This window comes from Pedobacter boryungensis, from assembly GCF_013204825.1.
Classification (GTDB): domain Bacteria; phylum Bacteroidota; class Bacteroidia; order Sphingobacteriales; family Sphingobacteriaceae; genus Pedobacter; species Pedobacter boryungensis.
Genome location: NZ_JABMKV010000005.1, coordinates 39552 through 57819, shown reverse-complemented (window position 1 = coordinate 57819; position 18268 = coordinate 39552). Strand labels below are relative to the sequence as shown.

The 18268-nt window shown below is 33.2% G+C and carries 15 protein-coding genes; 4 read left to right on the top strand and 11 right to left on the bottom strand.

Annotated features, from left to right (window positions below; translation table 11 throughout):
• The first annotated feature begins 40 nt into the window (after positions 1-40).
• Positions 41-1630: a bacillithiol biosynthesis cysteine-adding enzyme BshC gene (gene bshC / locus HQN85_RS15345; protein WP_173273906.1), complete on the top strand. Its 1590-nt coding sequence runs from the start codon at positions 41-43 to the stop codon at positions 1628-1630.
• A gap of 35 nt (positions 1631-1665) precedes the next feature.
• Positions 1666-2751, top strand: a complete 1086-nt coding sequence (locus tag HQN85_RS15340) for an Ldh family oxidoreductase (RefSeq protein WP_173273905.1) — start codon at positions 1666-1668, stop codon at positions 2749-2751.
• A gap of 68 nt (positions 2752-2819) precedes the next feature.
• Here the strand turns inward: HQN85_RS15340 and lepB are convergent, their stop codons facing one another.
• The 5 genes from lepB to HQN85_RS15315 form a co-directional block, all read right to left on the bottom strand.
• The gene (gene lepB, locus HQN85_RS15335) at positions 2820-4010 is read right to left on the bottom strand and encodes a signal peptidase I (protein ID WP_173273903.1); all 1191 of its coding nucleotides are present in this window, start codon (positions 4008-4010) and stop codon (positions 2820-2822) included.
• Positions 4011-4013: 3 nt separating this feature from the next.
• A complete protein-coding gene (gene dapB / locus HQN85_RS15330; protein WP_173273901.1) occupies positions 4014-4757 on the bottom strand; it encodes a 4-hydroxy-tetrahydrodipicolinate reductase in 744 nt (247 codons plus the stop codon).
• A gap of 106 nt (positions 4758-4863) precedes the next feature.
• Positions 4864-5538 (bottom strand): DUF5683 domain-containing protein, encoded by a 675-nt coding sequence (locus HQN85_RS15325; protein ID WP_173273899.1) that lies wholly within the window; start codon positions 5536-5538, stop codon positions 4864-4866.
• The gene (locus tag HQN85_RS15320; protein WP_173273897.1) at positions 5538-6437 is read right to left on the bottom strand and encodes a ParB/RepB/Spo0J family partition protein; all 900 of its coding nucleotides are present in this window, start codon (positions 6435-6437) and stop codon (positions 5538-5540) included. Before HQN85_RS15320 ends, HQN85_RS15325 begins: the two co-directional genes overlap by 1 nt.
• Positions 6438-6446: 9 nt before the next feature.
• Entirely contained in the window at positions 6447-7250 is an 804-nt protein-coding gene (locus HQN85_RS15315) for a ParA family protein (protein ID WP_173273895.1), read from the bottom strand.
• 179 nt (positions 7251-7429) lie between these two features.
• Here HQN85_RS15315 and HQN85_RS15310 point away from each other — a divergent pair, with 179 nt between their 5' ends.
• Complete coding sequence (locus HQN85_RS15310) at positions 7430-7951, top strand: NADPH-dependent FMN reductase (protein ID WP_173273893.1); 522 nt, start codon at positions 7430-7432, stop codon at positions 7949-7951.
• Here HQN85_RS15310 and HQN85_RS15305 read toward each other — a convergent pair.
• Positions 7941-8396 (bottom strand): ABC transporter substrate-binding protein, encoded by a 456-nt coding sequence (locus tag HQN85_RS15305; RefSeq protein ID WP_173273891.1) that lies wholly within the window; start codon positions 8394-8396, stop codon positions 7941-7943. The two genes, HQN85_RS15310 and HQN85_RS15305, sit on opposite strands and share 11 nt — an antisense overlap.
• Before the next feature lie 45 nt (positions 8397-8441).
• Here HQN85_RS15305 and HQN85_RS15300 point away from each other — a divergent pair, with 45 nt between their 5' ends.
• Complete coding sequence (locus HQN85_RS15300) at positions 8442-10073, top strand: ABC transporter substrate-binding protein (RefSeq protein ID WP_173273889.1); 1632 nt, start codon at positions 8442-8444, stop codon at positions 10071-10073.
• 45 nt (positions 10074-10118) lie between these two features.
• On the opposite strand, the gene HQN85_RS15295 is transcribed toward HQN85_RS15300, so the two are convergent.
• From HQN85_RS15295 to leuS, 5 genes are all read right to left on the bottom strand, one after another.
• Positions 10119-10733 carry a hypothetical protein gene (locus tag HQN85_RS15295; protein ID WP_173273887.1) on the bottom strand — a complete coding sequence of 205 codons (615 nt, stop codon included), beginning with the start codon at positions 10731-10733 and terminating at the stop codon, positions 10119-10121.
• Between the two features lie 159 nt (positions 10734-10892).
• Positions 10893-13289, bottom strand: a complete 2397-nt coding sequence (locus tag HQN85_RS15290) for a TonB-dependent receptor domain-containing protein (RefSeq protein ID WP_173273885.1) — start codon at positions 13287-13289, stop codon at positions 10893-10895.
• A 146-nt stretch (positions 13290-13435) separates the two neighbouring features.
• Positions 13436-14083 (bottom strand): hypothetical protein, encoded by a 648-nt coding sequence (locus HQN85_RS15285; protein WP_173273883.1) that lies wholly within the window; start codon positions 14081-14083, stop codon positions 13436-13438.
• 5 nt (positions 14084-14088) lie between these two features.
• Entirely contained in the window at positions 14089-14589 is a 501-nt protein-coding gene (locus HQN85_RS15280) for an RNA polymerase sigma factor (protein ID WP_173273881.1), read from the bottom strand.
• Between the two features lie 172 nt (positions 14590-14761).
• Complete coding sequence (gene leuS / locus HQN85_RS15275; protein ID WP_173273879.1) at positions 14762-18001, bottom strand: leucine--tRNA ligase; 3240 nt, start codon at positions 17999-18001, stop codon at positions 14762-14764.
• Positions 18002-18268 lie beyond the last annotated feature (267 nt).

The window sequence follows — 18268 nt, the reverse complement described above, 5'->3', positions numbered from 1 at the left end:
GCCTAAAAATGTTTCGTAAATTAGCTTAATTTCGCAACACATGAAGGCAAAATATATCTCTTATCAGGATACTCATTCATTCTCTAAATTGGTTTTAGATTATGTAAATGATGATGAATTCTTGAAACCTTTTTACAGCTTTCGTCCAGATATTGATGGTTTAAAAAAAGCTGTCGACAACAGAAATTTCACAGGAAATAGATCCGAGTTAGTTGAAGTTTTAAATCAGCAATATCAAAACGTAAAAACGAATAAATCTGTAAATCATAATATTAATTTATTGGCAGATGAAAATACTTTCACTATAACTACTGGTCATCAGCTTAACTTATTTACTGGACCTTTATATTTCATCTATAAAATTGTAACGACAATAAATTTAGCGCTTGAGCTTAAAATTGCTTATCCTGAAAAGAATTTTGTCCCTATTTATTGGATGGCAACTGAAGATCATGATTTTGAAGAAATCAATCATGTAAGTGTTGATGAAAAAAATATTAGTTGGATACAACAAACGAATGGTGCAACCGGAAGACTCAGCACAAAAACCGTTGAGGCAGCTGTAAGAGCATATAAAGCATATTTAGGAATTAGCAAAAACGGAAAAAAATTAGCCAAATTAGTTGAAAATGCTTATTTAACAAACGATAATCTGGCGGATGCAACTCGCGTTCTAGTGAATAGTTTATTTCAAAATTATGGTTTAGTAATAATTAACGCCGACGATGCAAAACTGAAAAGACAATTCAGTTCTATTATTAAACAAGATATTACTGAACAGAATAGTGCTCATTTAACTGAAAAAACTACTGAACAATTAGCGCAAAAAGGATATAAAGCACAAGTTAATGGTAGAGAAATTAATTTCTTCTACTTGATAGATAATCTTCGTGAACGAATCATAGAAAAAGGCAATCATTATACGGTTAACCATACGGAAATCAGTTTTACGAAAGAAGAATTACTAGAAGAGATTGAAAATCATCCGGAAAGATTTAGTCCGAATGTAATTATGCGTCCGTTATACCAAGAAGTAATTTTGCCCAATATCGCCTATATTGGCGGAGGATCCGAAGTTTCCTATTGGATGCAATTGAAAGCTAATTTTGATTTTTATAAAACAGATTTCCCTGTGTTATTGTTGCGTAATTCGGCTTTGTTAATTGATAAACGTAGTGCAGAGAATTTACATAAATTAGGTTTTAAATTAGAAGATGCTTTTCTTTCAATCGATGAATTACAAAAAACATGGGTAAAAAATAATAGCGCATCTAATTTAAGTTTAACTGAAGAAATAAGTATAATACAAGCAGCATTTGATCAAATTAAACAGCATTCTTTTAAAGTTGATAAAACTTTAGAAAGCTCAGCTGATTCTGCAAAAACCAAGACCAATCATTTGCTAGAAAATTTAGAAAAGAAACTATTTAGAGCTGAAAAAAGAAAGCATGAGATTTCTTTAAAACAAATTGAAAATGTAAAAAATAGACTTTTCCCTATGGGTACACTACAAGAAAGAGTGTTAAACATTGCTCCGATGTATGTAAACTATGGTGATGACTTTTTATCCTCGTTAATAGAAAATTTTCAACCATTGGGCGGAGATTTTACACTTCTACTTCCATCATAATCGCCGATTTTTTGATGCGACAAACTTAAACAAAAATGAACTTTATAACTTTTACAGAAGCAAAGCTGAGATCTTTCACCTATTCTATATTTAAAAAAATGGGCTGTTCTCATGAGCATGCAACATTAGCAACAGATGTTTTAATTCGCTCTGATTTAAGAGGGATAGATTCTCATGGTGTAGCTCGTTTAAGTGGTTATGTGCGTTTATGGGAAAAGAAAAGAATTAACGCTACGCCAAATATTAAGGTAGTTTATGAAACCCCAACTACAGCAACTGTAGATGGAGATGGAGGATTAGGCTTGGTTGTTGCTCCATTTGCAATGAAAGTAGCGATAGAAAAAGCAGAAAAATTTGGTAGCGGTTGGGTGGCTGTAAAAAATTCTAATCATTTTGGTATTGCTGGATATCATGCGTTATTGGCGGTAGAAAAAGATATGATTGGTATTAGCATGACCAACGCTAGTCCACTAGTAGCTCCTACCTATGCAAATGAACGTTTGTTGGGAACCAATCCAATGTGTTATGCTTTTCCTGCTGGAAAATATCCGCCAGTTGTAGTTGATATGGCAACCGCAGCAGCTGCAAATGGAAAATTAGAAATCGCTCAAAGAGCAAATAAGGAAATACCAGATGGCTGGGTACAGGATAATGAAGGAAATTCTTCAACTAATCCAAATGAACTAAAAAATGGTGGTTCGTTGTTGCCTTTAGGTAGTGATAAAGATCACGGCAGTCATAAAGGTTATGGATTAAGTGCGACAGTAGATATTTTATCAGCTGTGCTTTCCGGAGCTAATTATGGACCTTGGGTTCCTCCATTTGTAGCATTTTTAGAGCCTAATGCAAATCCTGTTGGTGAAGGGATTGGTCATTTTTTTGGTGCTATGCGTGTAGATGGTTTTCGCCCTGCAGATGATTTTAAAAACCATTTAGATAATTGGATTGAACGTTTTAAAAGTGCAAAAACTATAAATCCGTCGCAAAAAGTAATTATACCAGGTGAACCGGAAGCAGAAGCAGAGGTAGAAAGAAAGGTGAACGGTATTCCAATTATTGATGTTGTGGTAAACGATTTAAATGAATTAGCTATTAAACTTGGTGTAGAAGGTTTAAGTTAGTAATGATAACTCAATTCAAAAAAAAGACCTCGATTTAGTCGAGGTCTTTTTTATATCTATTTTATGTTTTAGTGAATACCCTTAAAAATTCTATTCCAACGGATTTTACTAAACCAAGAACCTTCACTATCAAAGCTCATCCAAATAAATAAGGCTTTACCAACTATATGATCTTCAGGAACAAAACCCCAATAACGTGAATCTGCTGATTGATGGCGATTATCACCCATCATCCAGTAATAATCCATTTTGAATGTATATTCTGTTGCTTTTTTTCCATTCAATATCCAATCATTCCCAACTTTTTCTAATTTATTACCTTCATAAATACGAATACTTCTTTCGTACAATGGCATGGTAACGCTATCCATTTTTACTGTCCAGCCTTTTTTAGGTACAATGATTGGCCCATAATTATCTAAGTTCCAACCTCTATTTTTATCATGAGGGAAAATGGCTTTATCGAAATCCCCTTTTACAGCTACATTCTCCGTAATTGATTTCACATAATCCGATTTTTTAAGTTCTGCAATCATGGCTGGTGTTCCTTCAAACTGATAAATTGTAGGCACATTTGTTTCTGCAGTTTTAAAACCCATATCCTGGAACAACCTCATATTTATATCCGAAGTTTTAAATTCTATGGTATAATAAAACCATCCCGTTGGTTCTAAAGGCACTTTTTTTCCATTTACGGAAGCCAAGCCGTTCTCCATGCTCACAGTATCCCCAGCTATAGCGATACAACGTTTAATAAAGTTTTCACGTTTATCTACTGGTCTACTTACAATAGTATGATTTGCATATATCTGTGTTCTAGTCTCTCCTCTTAATAGCATTTGGTAGTAATTATCATCTTGAGCGTCAAGTGCTACGGTATCTCCTTCTGGGAAATTGAAAACAACTACATCATTGCGCTTAATATGTTGAAATCCAGGTAATCTTCTATATTTCCATTGAACACCATCCCAATATGCTTTTGTGCCTGTTAGTGGCATGGTATGATGTGCGAAAGGAAAGGCAACTGGTGTCATAGGAATACGAGCGCCATAGTTTACTTTACTTACAAACAAGAAATCTCCGATTAATAAAGATCTCTCCATCGAGCCCGATGGAATGGTATAAGCTTCAATAAAAAACACTCTAATAATAGTTGCGGCAACTACCGCAAAAATAATGGCGTCAGTCCATTCTCTAGTTTTAGTTTTCTTCTTTTTTGGTTCGGCACTTTTATTTCTTTGCCAGAATTTCCAACTCATATTTTAGGAATTAAAATTAAAAACATCAGCTATATTGTAAAAGCCTTGTTTGTTTTGTAACCACTCTGCAGCTATTACTGCACCTAACGCAAAACCTGCTCTACTATGTGCAGTATGCTTTATTTCTATCTCATCCACTTCAGAACTATAAACTACCGTATGTGTACCTGGTACGTTTTCTATTCTATGCGATTCGATTAATAATTGTTCATTTTTTATTACATCAGGTATTTGCGCACCCACCACTTCATTTAGCCATTCTGATTTACGATCTATCTCTTCGATAATCCCTTCGGCAATGGTCATTGCTGTACCGCTTGGCGCATCCAATTTTTGTGTATGGTGTATTTCTTCTACTTGTACTTCGTAAGCAGGATAATTATTCATCAGCTTTGCTAATACTTTATTTAAATGAAAGAAAAGATTTACTCCAACACTAAAGTTAGAGCCATAAAGTAGTGTATTGTTACTACTTAGACAATCATTTTTAATTTCTTGTAATTTACCATACCATCCTGTTGTACCTACAACCACAGGAACTTGAGCCTCAAAACATTTGTAAATGTTATCAACTGCAGCATCTGGAGCACTAAAATCTATTGCTATATCGGCTTTTGATAAGTTATCAACCGTAAAATCTGTTAAGTTATCGATGCTAATTTTCAGCACAACCTCATGCCCTCTTTCTAAAGCAAAACGTTCTATAATTTGGCCCATTTTACCGTAACCTAATAATGCTATTTTCATTGATATAAGTTATTAATGTTTGAATTACAGTTTTCATTTGAAATAATGAACTCGTAAACTCGATTTATATTTAAAGTTGAAGCTATCTTTAAATCAAATATTAGTTTCATAATTTAATAGTGAGTTTCAATCCAGGAACAACAGGGTTGTAACCATACATTGTATTTGAATTTATCAATGATGGGGAAATTTTAAAGGATAAATTATCATCTACATTAAAATATTTTAATCTTGCTGTAATGTAAGCGTCTAAGGCATTTAAACCATATAAACCAACTAGCGATATTAATACAACTTCGCGATTACGCTTGTAAATGTTTTTGGCGACTACCAATGCATCCGTATTTGTGTACTGCGCTAAACCGTTTTCTGGATCTGGAGCATTGTTATGCAGCTTTCTATATTGTAACTCATCTAAAAACAGGCGATAATTTTTATTATTATCTATATACGACATGACTAATAAAGTACCACCAGCATATATAGCCCCTATTTTACCAATGATATATAATTTTTGTGCAACTTTATTTCCTTTTACTGCTCCACTTTTAACATCGTCCACAACCAACCCATAATTATAAATTTGACCTAAACCAGGAAATATTAAAGATCTATGGAATGCTTTTTTGCCAGCAATTTTACCTTTATTTATATAAGGAGCTGGCTTTATAGTATCAACTCTGTTTTGTATGGTGTCTATTGGTTTTTTAACAACAGGATTTTGCGCTCTTGCCGAAGCAAAAGTTAACAATACCATTAATGAAAGCAATAGGGCTCGCATTACCAATCTAAAAGTTCTAAAATTCTACTCAAATCATCGTTAGAGACAAATGGAATTTCTATTGCACCTTTACCATTCTCTTTAACTTTTAATTTCACTTTAGTCGCGAATTTAGAAGCTAAATCATTTTGTAATTTTTGATATTCGAAAGAAACACCAACAGGATTAGCTTTAGGTTTTATTTGCACATGGTGGATGCTACGAACTAATTCTTCTACCTTACGGACCGATAAACCTTTATCTAAAATTTCTTGGTGGATGAACAATTGCTTTGCTTCTTCCTCAACACTAATTAAAGCACGAGCGTGACCCATAGATATTTTACCATCACGGATTGATGCCTGAATAACTGGTGGCAGTTTTAATAAGCGAAGATAATTACTAACCGTAGTCCGGTTTTTACCAACTCTTTCACCTAGTTGCTCTGGTTTTAGATTACATTCATCAATCATCATTTGGAAACTTAATGCAACTTCAATTGCATTTAAGTTTTCACGTTGGATATTTTCAATTAATGCCATTTCTAGCATTTGCTGATCATCCGCACTGCGAATATATGCAGGTATTTGTGTTAAACCAGCTAATTTTGAAGCTCTTAATCTACGTTCACCTGAAATTAATTGATATTTATTTCCGTTTTTTCTAACGGTTATTGGTTGTATTAAACCTTGTACTTTAATTGATTCTGATAATTCGTTTAGTGCAACCTGATCAAACTCTGTACGTGGCTGATATGGATTGGTTTCCACATCATTAATATTTACCTGACTAATACTACCAATTTGTGCAGTTTGATCTAAGGTATCATTGCCATTTGTTGGAGGATGAACCGAATCAGTATCATCTAAAAGCGCACTTAATCCTTTTCCTAAACCTGTTTTTCGCTGAAAAGATGTCATCTATATAAGTTATATGGTTGCCGTATTTACATCTTGTTCTTCGGTTACTAACCCGTTTTTACGAACAATCTCTCTAGCTAAGTTTAAATAATTAATAGCTCCTTTACAATTTGCATCATGCATAATTACCGAAACGCCATAACTCGGTGCTTCGCTTAAACGGGTATTACGCTGAATAATGGTTTCGAAAACCAAATCTTGAAAATGAGTTTTTACTTCTTCTACCACCTGATTAGATAAACGTAATCTTACATCATACATTGTCAATAAAATTCCTTCAATTTCTAATTCTGGATTTAAACGATTTTGTACAATTTTTATGGTATTCAGTAATTTCCCTAAACCCTCTAATGCAAAATATTCACATTGTACAGGAATAATAACCGAATCTGCAGCAGTTAAAGAGTTAATCGTAATTAAACCTAAAGATGGAGAACAATCGATAATAATAAAATCGTATTGATCTTTTACCCTTTCCAAAACCGCTTTCATCTTATATTCACGGCTGGTTAGGTTGATCATTTCTATCTCTGCACCTACTAAATCAATATGCGCAGGTAATAAATCTAAATTAGGCGTCTCGGTTTTCACAATTGCATCTAACGGATCAACATCGTTAATAATGCATTCATAAATACTATTTTTAATATTCCTTGGGTCGAATCCAATACCAGAGGTAGAGTTTGCCTGAGGATCTGCATCAACTAAAAGTGTTTTATACTCTAAAACAGCTAAGCTGGCTGCTAAATTTATTGACGAAGTAGTTTTACCTACACCACCTTTTTGGTTTGCTAAAGCAATAATTTTACTCATCTATCTTTTTAAAAAATCGCCAAAATAAAGTATGGCTGTATTTTACACTAATTAGCTAAGAAAAAATGCTATTTTTGTATAAAAAAAGCACTTTTTAACAATTAGCTAAGATACAAACTAAATCATAATATTAGTATGAATGGCTTACGTGTTTTAAACATCTTATTAACAATTTTAGTATGATTACCATTATATCTGGTACAAATAGACCAGCAAGCAATACCTTAAAAGTTGCACAATATTATCAGAAACAACTCGCAGAAAAGGGCTTAGAAACTGAGTTATTGGACTTACAAGATTTACCAGAAAATTTTATTGGTCAGGACTTATATGGAAAAAGAAGTGAGGAATTTGAAAAAATACATGAATTAGTTACCAAAACCACTAAGTTTTTATTCATTATTCCTGAGTATAATGGAAGTTATCCTGGTGTATTAAAAACCTTTATAGATGCATGTGCATTTCCAGATAGTTTTTACGATAAAAAAGCATGTTTAGTAGGAATTTCATCAGGTAAATATGGAAATATTCGTGGCATTGAGCACTTTAACGGTGTTTGTGCCTATTTACATTTAAACGTAATGCCTTTGCGCTTGCATATTCCTGATATTAAAACAGAGCTTGATGAAAATGCACAGTTTTTTAAAGCAGATACACTGAAATTTACTAATCAGCAAATGGATAAGTTTATTAAGTATTAAACCTAATCCATTTATCACCTTCATACCCAAAAATAAAAAACCCAGGGTGTAGCATTTCCGCAAAGTCTTCTATTAACATTACAGCATTTGTAGGAGTGCGTAATTTATTTACATCATCATTCAATAAAATAATTCGTCCGTTTTTTACTGCTGGCCAGCTTGGATCCAATAATGCCGGCACTTCTCGCATTAAATCATTTAATGTTTTACCTGGTTGGTAATAAATAATATAAACTGCCCCTAAAATCTCTGTTTCTAGTATGCCTCCAGCAGCATTAATTTCATCTACCAAAACTAAGCTTTGCATGTTGAAAGTATCTAAACAAACTACAGGCACTTTATCCATGAATTTAATTTTATGCGTTACAATATCGATACGATCATGCAATTCTTCGCGTAAAATTTCATCATTTTCACTATTTATAAGCTCATTTAAAAAAGACATCTAATTTATTTATTTAATTTGTACAAAAATAGTATTCCTAAATCGATGCGTAGAATTATAAACAACATATTTTGGATTTTTTGCTTATTGGCGATTGTTTCTTGTAAGGGAAAAACAGATAATGATGGTAAAAAAGTTTTCAATATTAATCTAGATCAAAATGTAACTTCTCTTGACCCTGCTTTTGCTCGTAACCAAAATGCCATTTGGATGATTAACCAATTGTTTAATGGATTGGTACAAGTAGATAAAGACTTAAATACCATTCCTTGTATTGCTAAAAGTTGGACAATGTCTAAAGACGGATTAACGTATACATTTAATCTACGTGACGATGTTTATTTCCAAGATGATCCTTTGTTTAAAAATGGAAAAGGTAGAAAAGTCGTGGCTTCAGATTTTTCGTACAGTTTTTACCGCTTAATCGACCCTAAAGTTGCCTCATCGGGCGGATGGATTTTTAGCGATAAAGTGAAAGATGCTAACAGTTTTAAGGCATTAAATGACACCACTTTTCAAATTCAATTGGTAAAACCTTTCCCCGCTTTTATGAATTTATTAACCGCTCAATATTGTTCTGTTGTACCTAAAGAAGTGGTTGAACATTATGGCAAAGATTTTAGAAGTCATCCAGTAGGTACTGGACCATTTAAATTTAAGTATTGGAAAGAAGATGAAATATTAGTCCTAGTTAAAAATGAGCATTATTGGGAAAAAGATGGTAATACGCCATTGCCTTACCTGGATGCTGTTAAAGTCACTTTTATTACCGATAAACAAAGTGCTTTCATGAATTTCATTAAAAAAGATCTTGATTTCTTTAATAGTGTGGATGGAAGTTATCGCGATGATATTTTGACCAAAAGCGGTAAAATGACGAGTAAATACAAAGGAAAATTTCAGTTATTTAAAGGTCCTTATTTGTGTACAGAATACGTAGGCATTTTAGTTGACACATCTAAAATTATAGTAAAAAACTCTCCCTTGCGATTTCAAAAAGTTAGACAAGCAATTAATTATGCAATTGACAGGCAAAAATTAATCAAATACTTAAGAAATAGTGTTGGAACTCCTGCAACAGCGGGCTTTATACCCAAAGGGATGCCCGGTTTTGACAGCACACGCGTAAAAGGCTACAACTATAATCCTGCATTATCAGCAAAATTATTAGAGGAAGCAGGATATCCAAATGGCAAAGGGATGCCTGAAGTTACATTGAGCACCTCTACCACGTACAAAGATTTAATTGAATTTATTCAGGGTGAATTGAATAACATTGGAATAAAAGTAAAAGTTGATGTTAGTCCTAATTCAAGTTTACGTGATATGATGGCGAAGAATGAAGTGAACTTTTTTAGAGGTTCGTGGATAGCCGATTATGCAGATGGCGAAAATTATTTATCTGTATTTTACTCTAAGAATAAAGTTCCGTTTGGACCAAATTACACTGGTTATTTTAACGATGAATTTGATAAATTATTCGAACAAAGTTATTTTGAAAGTGACCCAAAAAAACGATATGAGCTTTACTATAAAATGGATAATATGGTAATGGAGTACTCTTCGGTTGTTCCTGTTTTATACGACCAAGTAGTGGTAATGTTGCAAAACAACATTAGCGGTTATCCTATTAATCCATTAAGTTTAATGATTTTGAAACGAGTGAAGAAAAAGTAGTATTGTGTTCATCTTTAATTAATTTGATGAACAACTAAACAAAATTTATTTACTATCATTAAACATTCTATTTTTGGTTAATTCGATATTTTTTATTGCTGCAACTGGAGCAATTTTAATATCTTTATTTCCTTTAGAAAGATAAAAATAATACACGCTATTTGAGCCAATAAGTGAAATTTGCTCGCTCTCTCCGCTAGTATAATTTAGTAGGTAATCATATTTTAAGTCTCCATTTTTTATTCTTTTAGAAACAAAAAATCCTTCTGCCAAGCCATAGCCTAAATACACAGACAATAATCCAACAGCTAAACTTTTAATGGAAACAAGGAAATAGTATTTTTTTATTTCCACCTCTGGTAAATCTATTTTAGTATGTTTTAATTCGAACATTTTCTTCACCCACTTTTTATGATCGTATTTATATAAAATTGAGGGTAAATAATAACAAGAGACAAAAATTGACACTATCGTAAAAAATGTAATCGGATGAGTAGTAAGAGTGGCAATTGGACTAATTAAAACATCCATGATGGTAGAGTACTTTAGGATATTAATTCCTAATTGATAAAAAGTAACGCTTTCTTTTAATATCCCCATTACAACTAAAAAAAGATAGCCGAAAGGTATTAGTTTTTGTAGATCTTCTGAAAATTTCATTTGCTGATAGCGTTAGTTATTAGAGTTTAAAAGCGAATATACTTCCAATCATATTTTATTTCTAATTTATTTTTCATGGGTTAGATTTCAGAGCTTATAAATAAACAAAGCCTCTGCTAAAAAATAGCAGAGGCTTTTACATTCAGCAGTATTTATATTTTATTGTTGCACACCACCCATTTGACCACCTTGTTGGTTTTGGTCTTGTTTAATATCATCGTTTTTGATTTTCTTTTTCTCAGTAAATTTCAACTTACCAAATTTGTAGCTAAAGTTTAAACCAAATGAGCGTAAAGGATAGTAGATATTTTGGCTTTGGTAGTTGTTTTCGCCTTGTGTTACTGTTTCAATATGTAAATCACGTTTAAATGGATTTAAAACATTTAAACCAATTGTTCCTTTTTTATTAAGGATGTCTTTTTTAACTGCCGCACCATAAAATACCATAGGCTCCGTTTTACTTTGGTAAGTATAACGAGGTGAGTTCAACACACCAAAAAGCTCTAAACTCCAACCACCTTTAAATGAATTTGCAGAACGCATAAAGAAATTATAGTTTAAAAATGTCCCTTCATTCATTCCTTGAATATCTGGTCTACTTTTAATTTCATACGTATTTATAGCAATATTACTCATCAATGTCCATTTTGGAAGAGGATTGTAAGATGCAAATAAGTTAAAACCATAACTCTCTGTTGTACCTACGTTTTCAAAAGTTGATAAAATTCTACCGCCTACATTTTTATTAAGTGCCTCGATAATATTTTGTGTATTACGATAGAAAATAGATGCATTAATAATCGACCCTTTGATGTAAGTAGAATAACCAAACTCAAAATTATCACTTAACTCTGGTGCTAAATCTGGATTTCCTTGAAAATCGAAACTTAGGTTACTTTTATTTAAAAATGGATTTAAGTATGCTAAACTTGGACGCTGAACCCTACGATTGTATGCTAATTTCAACGTTGTTTTACCCTTAATGGTTTGTGATAGAATTGCACTAGGGAATAAATTGAAATAATCATTTTTACCAACAGTAGAACTAATATCAGTGTATTCTGCTCTTAGACCGCCTTTAAACTGTATTTTCTTTGTTAAATTAAAAGCTATTGTACTATAAGCTGCACCTACATTTTGAGTGTAATCAAAATCCTGACCTGCACCATATTGACTTTGAATATTTCTAAAAATTGCTTTACCACCTGCCTCGAAAGTTACAGTTTTACTAAAAGGATAGATATAATCTGTCTGAGCGGTATACTCTTTGTTTTCACCAACATTATTACTTGCAATATAGCTTAGCGGTGTACCTGAAGCAGTTTTATAGTCGTTTACAAATTCATTGGTATTTTTACCAGTGGTTAATTGACCAGAAATAGAAAACTCTTCTCCTGGCTTTTTGGTGGTTAACTTATAATCCATGTTCCAATCTAAGTTTCCATTACTCATATCAGTACTGCTTATAATATTACCTGATGGAGTATTGTTATTAAAAATGGCCGATGACCCTGGTCCGCCATTATAAAAACGAGTATACTTAGCATTGGTACTGATGTTATTATAGGCATTAAAATCATAATCTAAACCTAAGCTACCGTTATAAGCTTGTCTTGTCCAGTCCGAAGTACCATCTTGAAGAACACCAGTAGTTACATTATTTGCAGTGGTTTGGTTAAAAAATACTACTCTCGATTCCTGAGGATATGCGATTTGAGTTCCTAAAGCAGTATTTACACTAAAACGTCCTGTTTTGGCAGTTAAATTGAAAGCACCAGCATTTTGACGTGTTCCTGTAGTTGCATTTACACTACCACTAACACCTTCTGCATTGCTTTTCTTAGTAATAATATTGATGATACCACCAGACCCTTCTGCGTCATACTTAGCAGATGGATTTGTAATTACTTCTACACTTTTAATTTGATCTGCAGGCAACATTTTCAATGCATCAGCTACGCTATTTGCCATTGTACCAGAAGGTTTTCCATTGATTAAAACACGAACAGAACTTCCACGTAATTGAACATTACCATTAATATCAACAGAAAGCATTGGCACTTTACGCATAACATCAGTAGCATCTCCACCCGCATTTGTAGCATCAGCTTCCGCATTGTATACTAAACGGTCAATTTTATTTTCTACCACCGCTTTTTGCCCAACAATGCTCACTTCTTTTAAAGTATTTGCAGTAGAACTTAAGTTAATGGAACCTACGTTATAATCTGGTTTCTCTGGTGTAGTTTTTATAAGTATTGTTTTGGTTTTATAACCCATAAAACCTATGGTTAATTTATACTCATCTGGTGCAACGTTTTGTAAAACGATTTTACCTTTTTCATCTGTTACACCACCATTTACAGCCTTGCCATCTTTTACCTTCAATAAAGAGACAGTAGCATAATCAACTGGTTTATTTGTTAATGAGTCTAAAATAATTGCGTTAATACGACCTGTTACAGTTACTTTTTGCCCACCTCCCATTCCAGGAAATTGAGCTTTAGCATTTAACATGAAGATTAAACCTATACTTAAAAGTAGAATTCTTTTCATTGTGTTATTTATTTGTTTGTTCTTAGTCTAACAAAAGTAGCTTTTGTTACATGTTTATATAGAGATTTTAGACCATCAGGAATGATTTGACGGCGAACGACTATTTTTTGACGGTGAAATGTATGATGGAAATTCCTCCTGGCCTACTAGATTTTTTCAAAGTTCTCTATTTCTTTTAAAAATTTACCTGATTTAATGATCGCACTCCATTCAACACCGTAAAAGATCATCCTAAACCATCTTTTATCCATGTTTTTGATATTAATATTCCTGTAAAACCAAATACCAATGTAGGTTAATAACAATATTACTGGTAGTTGAACAAGCCAAAACGCTAGAGGATTTTTTTCTATAAGTTCTAAACGAATATTCCAAGTAGCAAATACTGGAAATTGTAAAAAGCAAATTCCAATTACTTTTAAGGTTGAGCTTTGCAGTTTTGCCATTTTTTGCTGCATGTGTAAAATGTTTTCGCTACAGTCAATTTCACTTATTAGCACCAATTGCCTAATGTACATACCAACAGCAATAACCATTATTAACAAATGAATACCTATTGATAAATTAACAAAAATAGAAGCAAATGGAATTAGATGGTATAAAAAGTAGCCTACCAAAGCTGAATAAACAATCCCTATAAAAACTACCAAAATTTTATAATTTCTTGCCGGTCTAAGCGCATTTTTAGCTTTTTGCTGTTGCAATTCGGTAATAATTTTTTTATTTAAAGAAAGTGATTTTTCTAATTTTTCATCGTATTGTTTCCAAAGATTGATGATTTCTATATTTTCCATGTTAATTAATGTTGAGCTGAAAATTTTTGTTTAAGCTGTTCTTTAATTCTTCCAATTTTTGTGGCCACATTGGTGGAAGTAATTCCTATAATTTCAGCCATTTCTTTATGAGATTTTTCTTCTAGATACAATAACATCAATGCTTTATCTAAAGGCTTTAATTCGTTGATGAACTTTTGCAATGCAGTTAAGTTTGCTTCTAATCCTTCTTCCAAATTGTCATCACTAATTTCTATCAAGTGTTCCTCGCCCATTAGAATTGTGTTTGTTGTTTTTTGCTCTTTTCTATAAAATGAAATGGCAACGTTTAATGCAATGCGATACATCCAAGTAGATAACTTGTATTCGTTAGTAAAACTTCCCCACGATTTCCATAATTGAAATATGATTTCTTGAGCCAAGTCTTCACGATCATCCGCATTTTGGCAGTAAGAGTTACATATTTTAAATATGAGCCGCTTATTAGTCTCAATAATTTCTAAGAATTCTTGTTGATTGTGTTGCATCAATTAAATCGTCTTTCACTATTAATCGCAACAAGGTCTGAAATATCACAACGAATGTGAAAAATATTTTATTACACAAAAAAAGCCGCAGACTAACAGTGTAAATCTGCGAATCTGCGGCTCATATTCTACTTTGCTCAGCCCTTCCGTTTGGGGAGGGTTGGGTGGGCTATTAAACTACAATATTCACAATCTTACCTTTTACAAAAATGATTTTCTTAGGTGTTTTACCTTCTAAATATCCTTGTACTTGATCATTTGCTAAAACAATTTCGGTAGCCTGATCTTGTTCTAAACTTAAGCTTAAATTTAAGTTCATTCTCATTTTACCATTAATTGAAATTGGATAGGCAAACTCGGCTTCTTGTAAATAAGCTGGATTAAATGTTGGATATGGGGTATTTGATAAATCTGTATTGCCTAACAACGACCATAATTCTTCGCAAATGTGAGGTGCATAAGGAGAAAGGACAACTACTAAATCTTCTAATACTTGACGATTTTTGCACTTCAAATCAGTTAATTCATTTACTGCAATCATAAAGCTAGAAACTGATGTATTGAAAGAAAAACGTTCTACATCATCTTGTACCTTTTTAATGATTTTATGCAAAGCTTTTAATTCTGCTTTTGTAGGAATTGAATCATCTACATGGAAAACCCATTCTTCATTATGGAATAAACGCCAAAATTTACGCAAGAATTTAAATACACCTTCAATCCCATTGGTATTCCAAGGTTTGCTTTGCTCTAATGGACCTAAAAACATCTCGTACATACGCAAAGTATCTGCGCCGTAACTCTTAATCAAATCATCAGGGTTTACCACATTGAATTTTGATTTAGACATTTTCTCAACCTCTACCCCACAAATGTATTTGCCATTTTCTAAAATGAATTCTGCATTGGCAAACTCTGGTCTAAACTCTTTAAACTTATTGACATTCAAGATTTCATTTTCAACAATATTCACATCAACATGCAAAGCAGAAGTTTTATAGTCTTTTCTTAAACCGTATGAGACTAAGGTATTTGTTCCCTTCCCTTCTTCATCAACAACTCGATACACAAAGTTGCTTCTACCCTGTATCATCCCCTGGTTAATCAATTTCTTGAAAGGTTCTTCTTCATTTACATAACCTAAATCTTTTAAGAATTTATTCCAGAAACGGCTGTACAACAAATGTCCGGTTGCATGTTCAGAACCTCCAATGTATAAATCTACATCTTTCCAATAGGCAATGGCATCTTTTGAGGCGAACTTATTTTCATTTTGCGCATCCATGTAACGGTACCAGTACCAGCTACTTCCAGCCCAACCTGGCATGGTAGAAAGTTCGTACTCATATTGTTTTTCGTAACTCCAATCGGTTGCTCGCCCTAAAGGAGGTTCTCCACTTTCTGTTGGCAAATATTTATCAATTTCTGGCAATAACAATGGCAATTCTTCTTCCTTAATTAAATAAGGCAAACCATCTTTAAAGTAAACTGGAATTGGTTCTCCCCAATAACGCTGGCGACCAAAAATAGCATCACGCATACGGTAATTTACTTTTGCCTTTCCAACTCCTTCTCTTTCTAACCAATGATTTAAATAAGAAATTGCTTCCTTATAACCTAAATTATTAATGAAATCAGAGTTGATATATCTTCCTTCTTTAGTTGGATCTGCCTCTACTTCAATATCTTTTTGGGCATCTAATATTTGGATGATTGGCAAATTGAAATGTTTAGCGAATAACCAATCACGTTGATCGCCACTTGGCACACCCATAACTGCACCAGTTCCGTAACCAGCTAAAACATAATCAGCAATCCAAATTGGCACTAACTCATTATTAACAGGATTAATCACATAGCTTCCTGTAAATGCACCCGAAACCGTTTTCGTATCCGCCATGCGGTCTAATTCAGATTTCTTTTTAGTTTGCGCAATATATTTTTCTATATCTTCTTTCTGTGCTTCTGTAGTTAAAGCCTGAACCAATTCGTGCTCTGGAGCTAAAACAATAAATGAAACGCCAAAAATGGTATCAACACGGGTGGTGAATACTTCTATCCCTGCCTCACCCCGGCCCTCTCCAAAGGAGAGGGAGGACAAATTGCTTACCTTTTTAGTAGCAATATCTGGTCTGCCTTCAAGTTCAGTTTTTATTTTTTCACTAACAAGATTGATGTCACTTAAAACCTCATAATTTGAGAAACGAATAACATCAAAACCCAATTGATTTAGTGCTTCTGTTCTAATTTTATCATTTTCTTGAATTTCTAAATGATATCCACCATCAACCTCAATAATTAATCTTTTATTTAAACAAATAAAATCAGCAATGTAACTTCCTATTGGATGTTGCCTTCTAATTTTATGACCAGTTTGATTATTACGTATTTTTTGCCAAAGTGTATCTTCAGCTTCAGTTTGATTAACCCTATTTACTCTTGCATTAGTTTTTAAAATTTCCCATAATAGCGGATCTGCAGTTTCATAACCGTAATTATCAGCCCCCTCTCCTGCGGAGAGGGTTGGGGTGAGGCTTATAGGGAAAATTACACTTGCACCCACACTTTTACCAATCCAGTTGCGTTGCATTTCTTTAACTGGTTCTGGCCAATCAATTGTATTTAAGCCTTGCAATAATCTTTCTGCGTAGGCAGAAATTCTCATGCTCCATTGCATCATTTTTTTCTGCTCTACAGGATATCCTCCGCGTTCAGAAAAACCATCTTTAACTTCATCGTTAGCTAAAACAGTACCCAAGGCCGGGCACCAATTCACGGTACTTTCCTTTAAATAGGTTAAACGATATTTCAATAGTTCAACTTGCTTTTCTTCATCTGTAAACGCTGCCCAATCGCTTGGCATAAAGTTTTTTACATCTTCATCGCAAACTGCTTTTACATTAGCACTACCTGCGGCATTAAACTTCTCAATTAATGTGGTAATATCTTCTGCTTTGTCTGTTTCTAGATTGTACCAAGAGTTAAACAATTGCATAAAAATCCATTGCGTCCATTTGTAATAAGATGACTCACTGGTACGAACTTCTCTGCTCCAATCGAATGAAAAACCTATTTGATCTAATTGGCGACGATACGTTGCAATGTTAGCTTCAGTAGTAATTGCAGGGTGCTGACCTGTTTGAATGGCATATTGTTCTGCTGGCAATCCAAAAGAATCATATCCCATTGGATGCAAAACATTAAATCCTTTTAATCTTTTATATCTCGAAAAAATATCTGAAGCAATATAGCCCAGTGGATGTCCAACATGCAAACCTGCTCCAGATGGATAAGGAAACATATCTAACACATAATATTTTGGCTTATTTGAATTGGTTTCTGCTTTAAATGTTTGATTTTCTGCCCAAAACTTTTGCCACTTCTGCTCTATGGCTGCAAATTGATAATCCATTAAATTCCTCTTTCTTAAATAGTTTGCGAAAATAAGCAAATTAAGCCTGTTTTTGAAGTGCAAAGAATAAAAAACGCCATCTCGCTTTTTGAAGAGGGTGTTTGTAACTCAATTTGTTAATTAAACCCTTATAGACTTAGGTAATAGGTTAGGATTTGAACCACTATGGTTTCTATAAATTGAAATTTATTCTGTGCAATTGCATCAACTTTACATTCCAAATCTTGGAAGAAAAATCTACATAAAAAAGCAAAGACGCCGAATGTC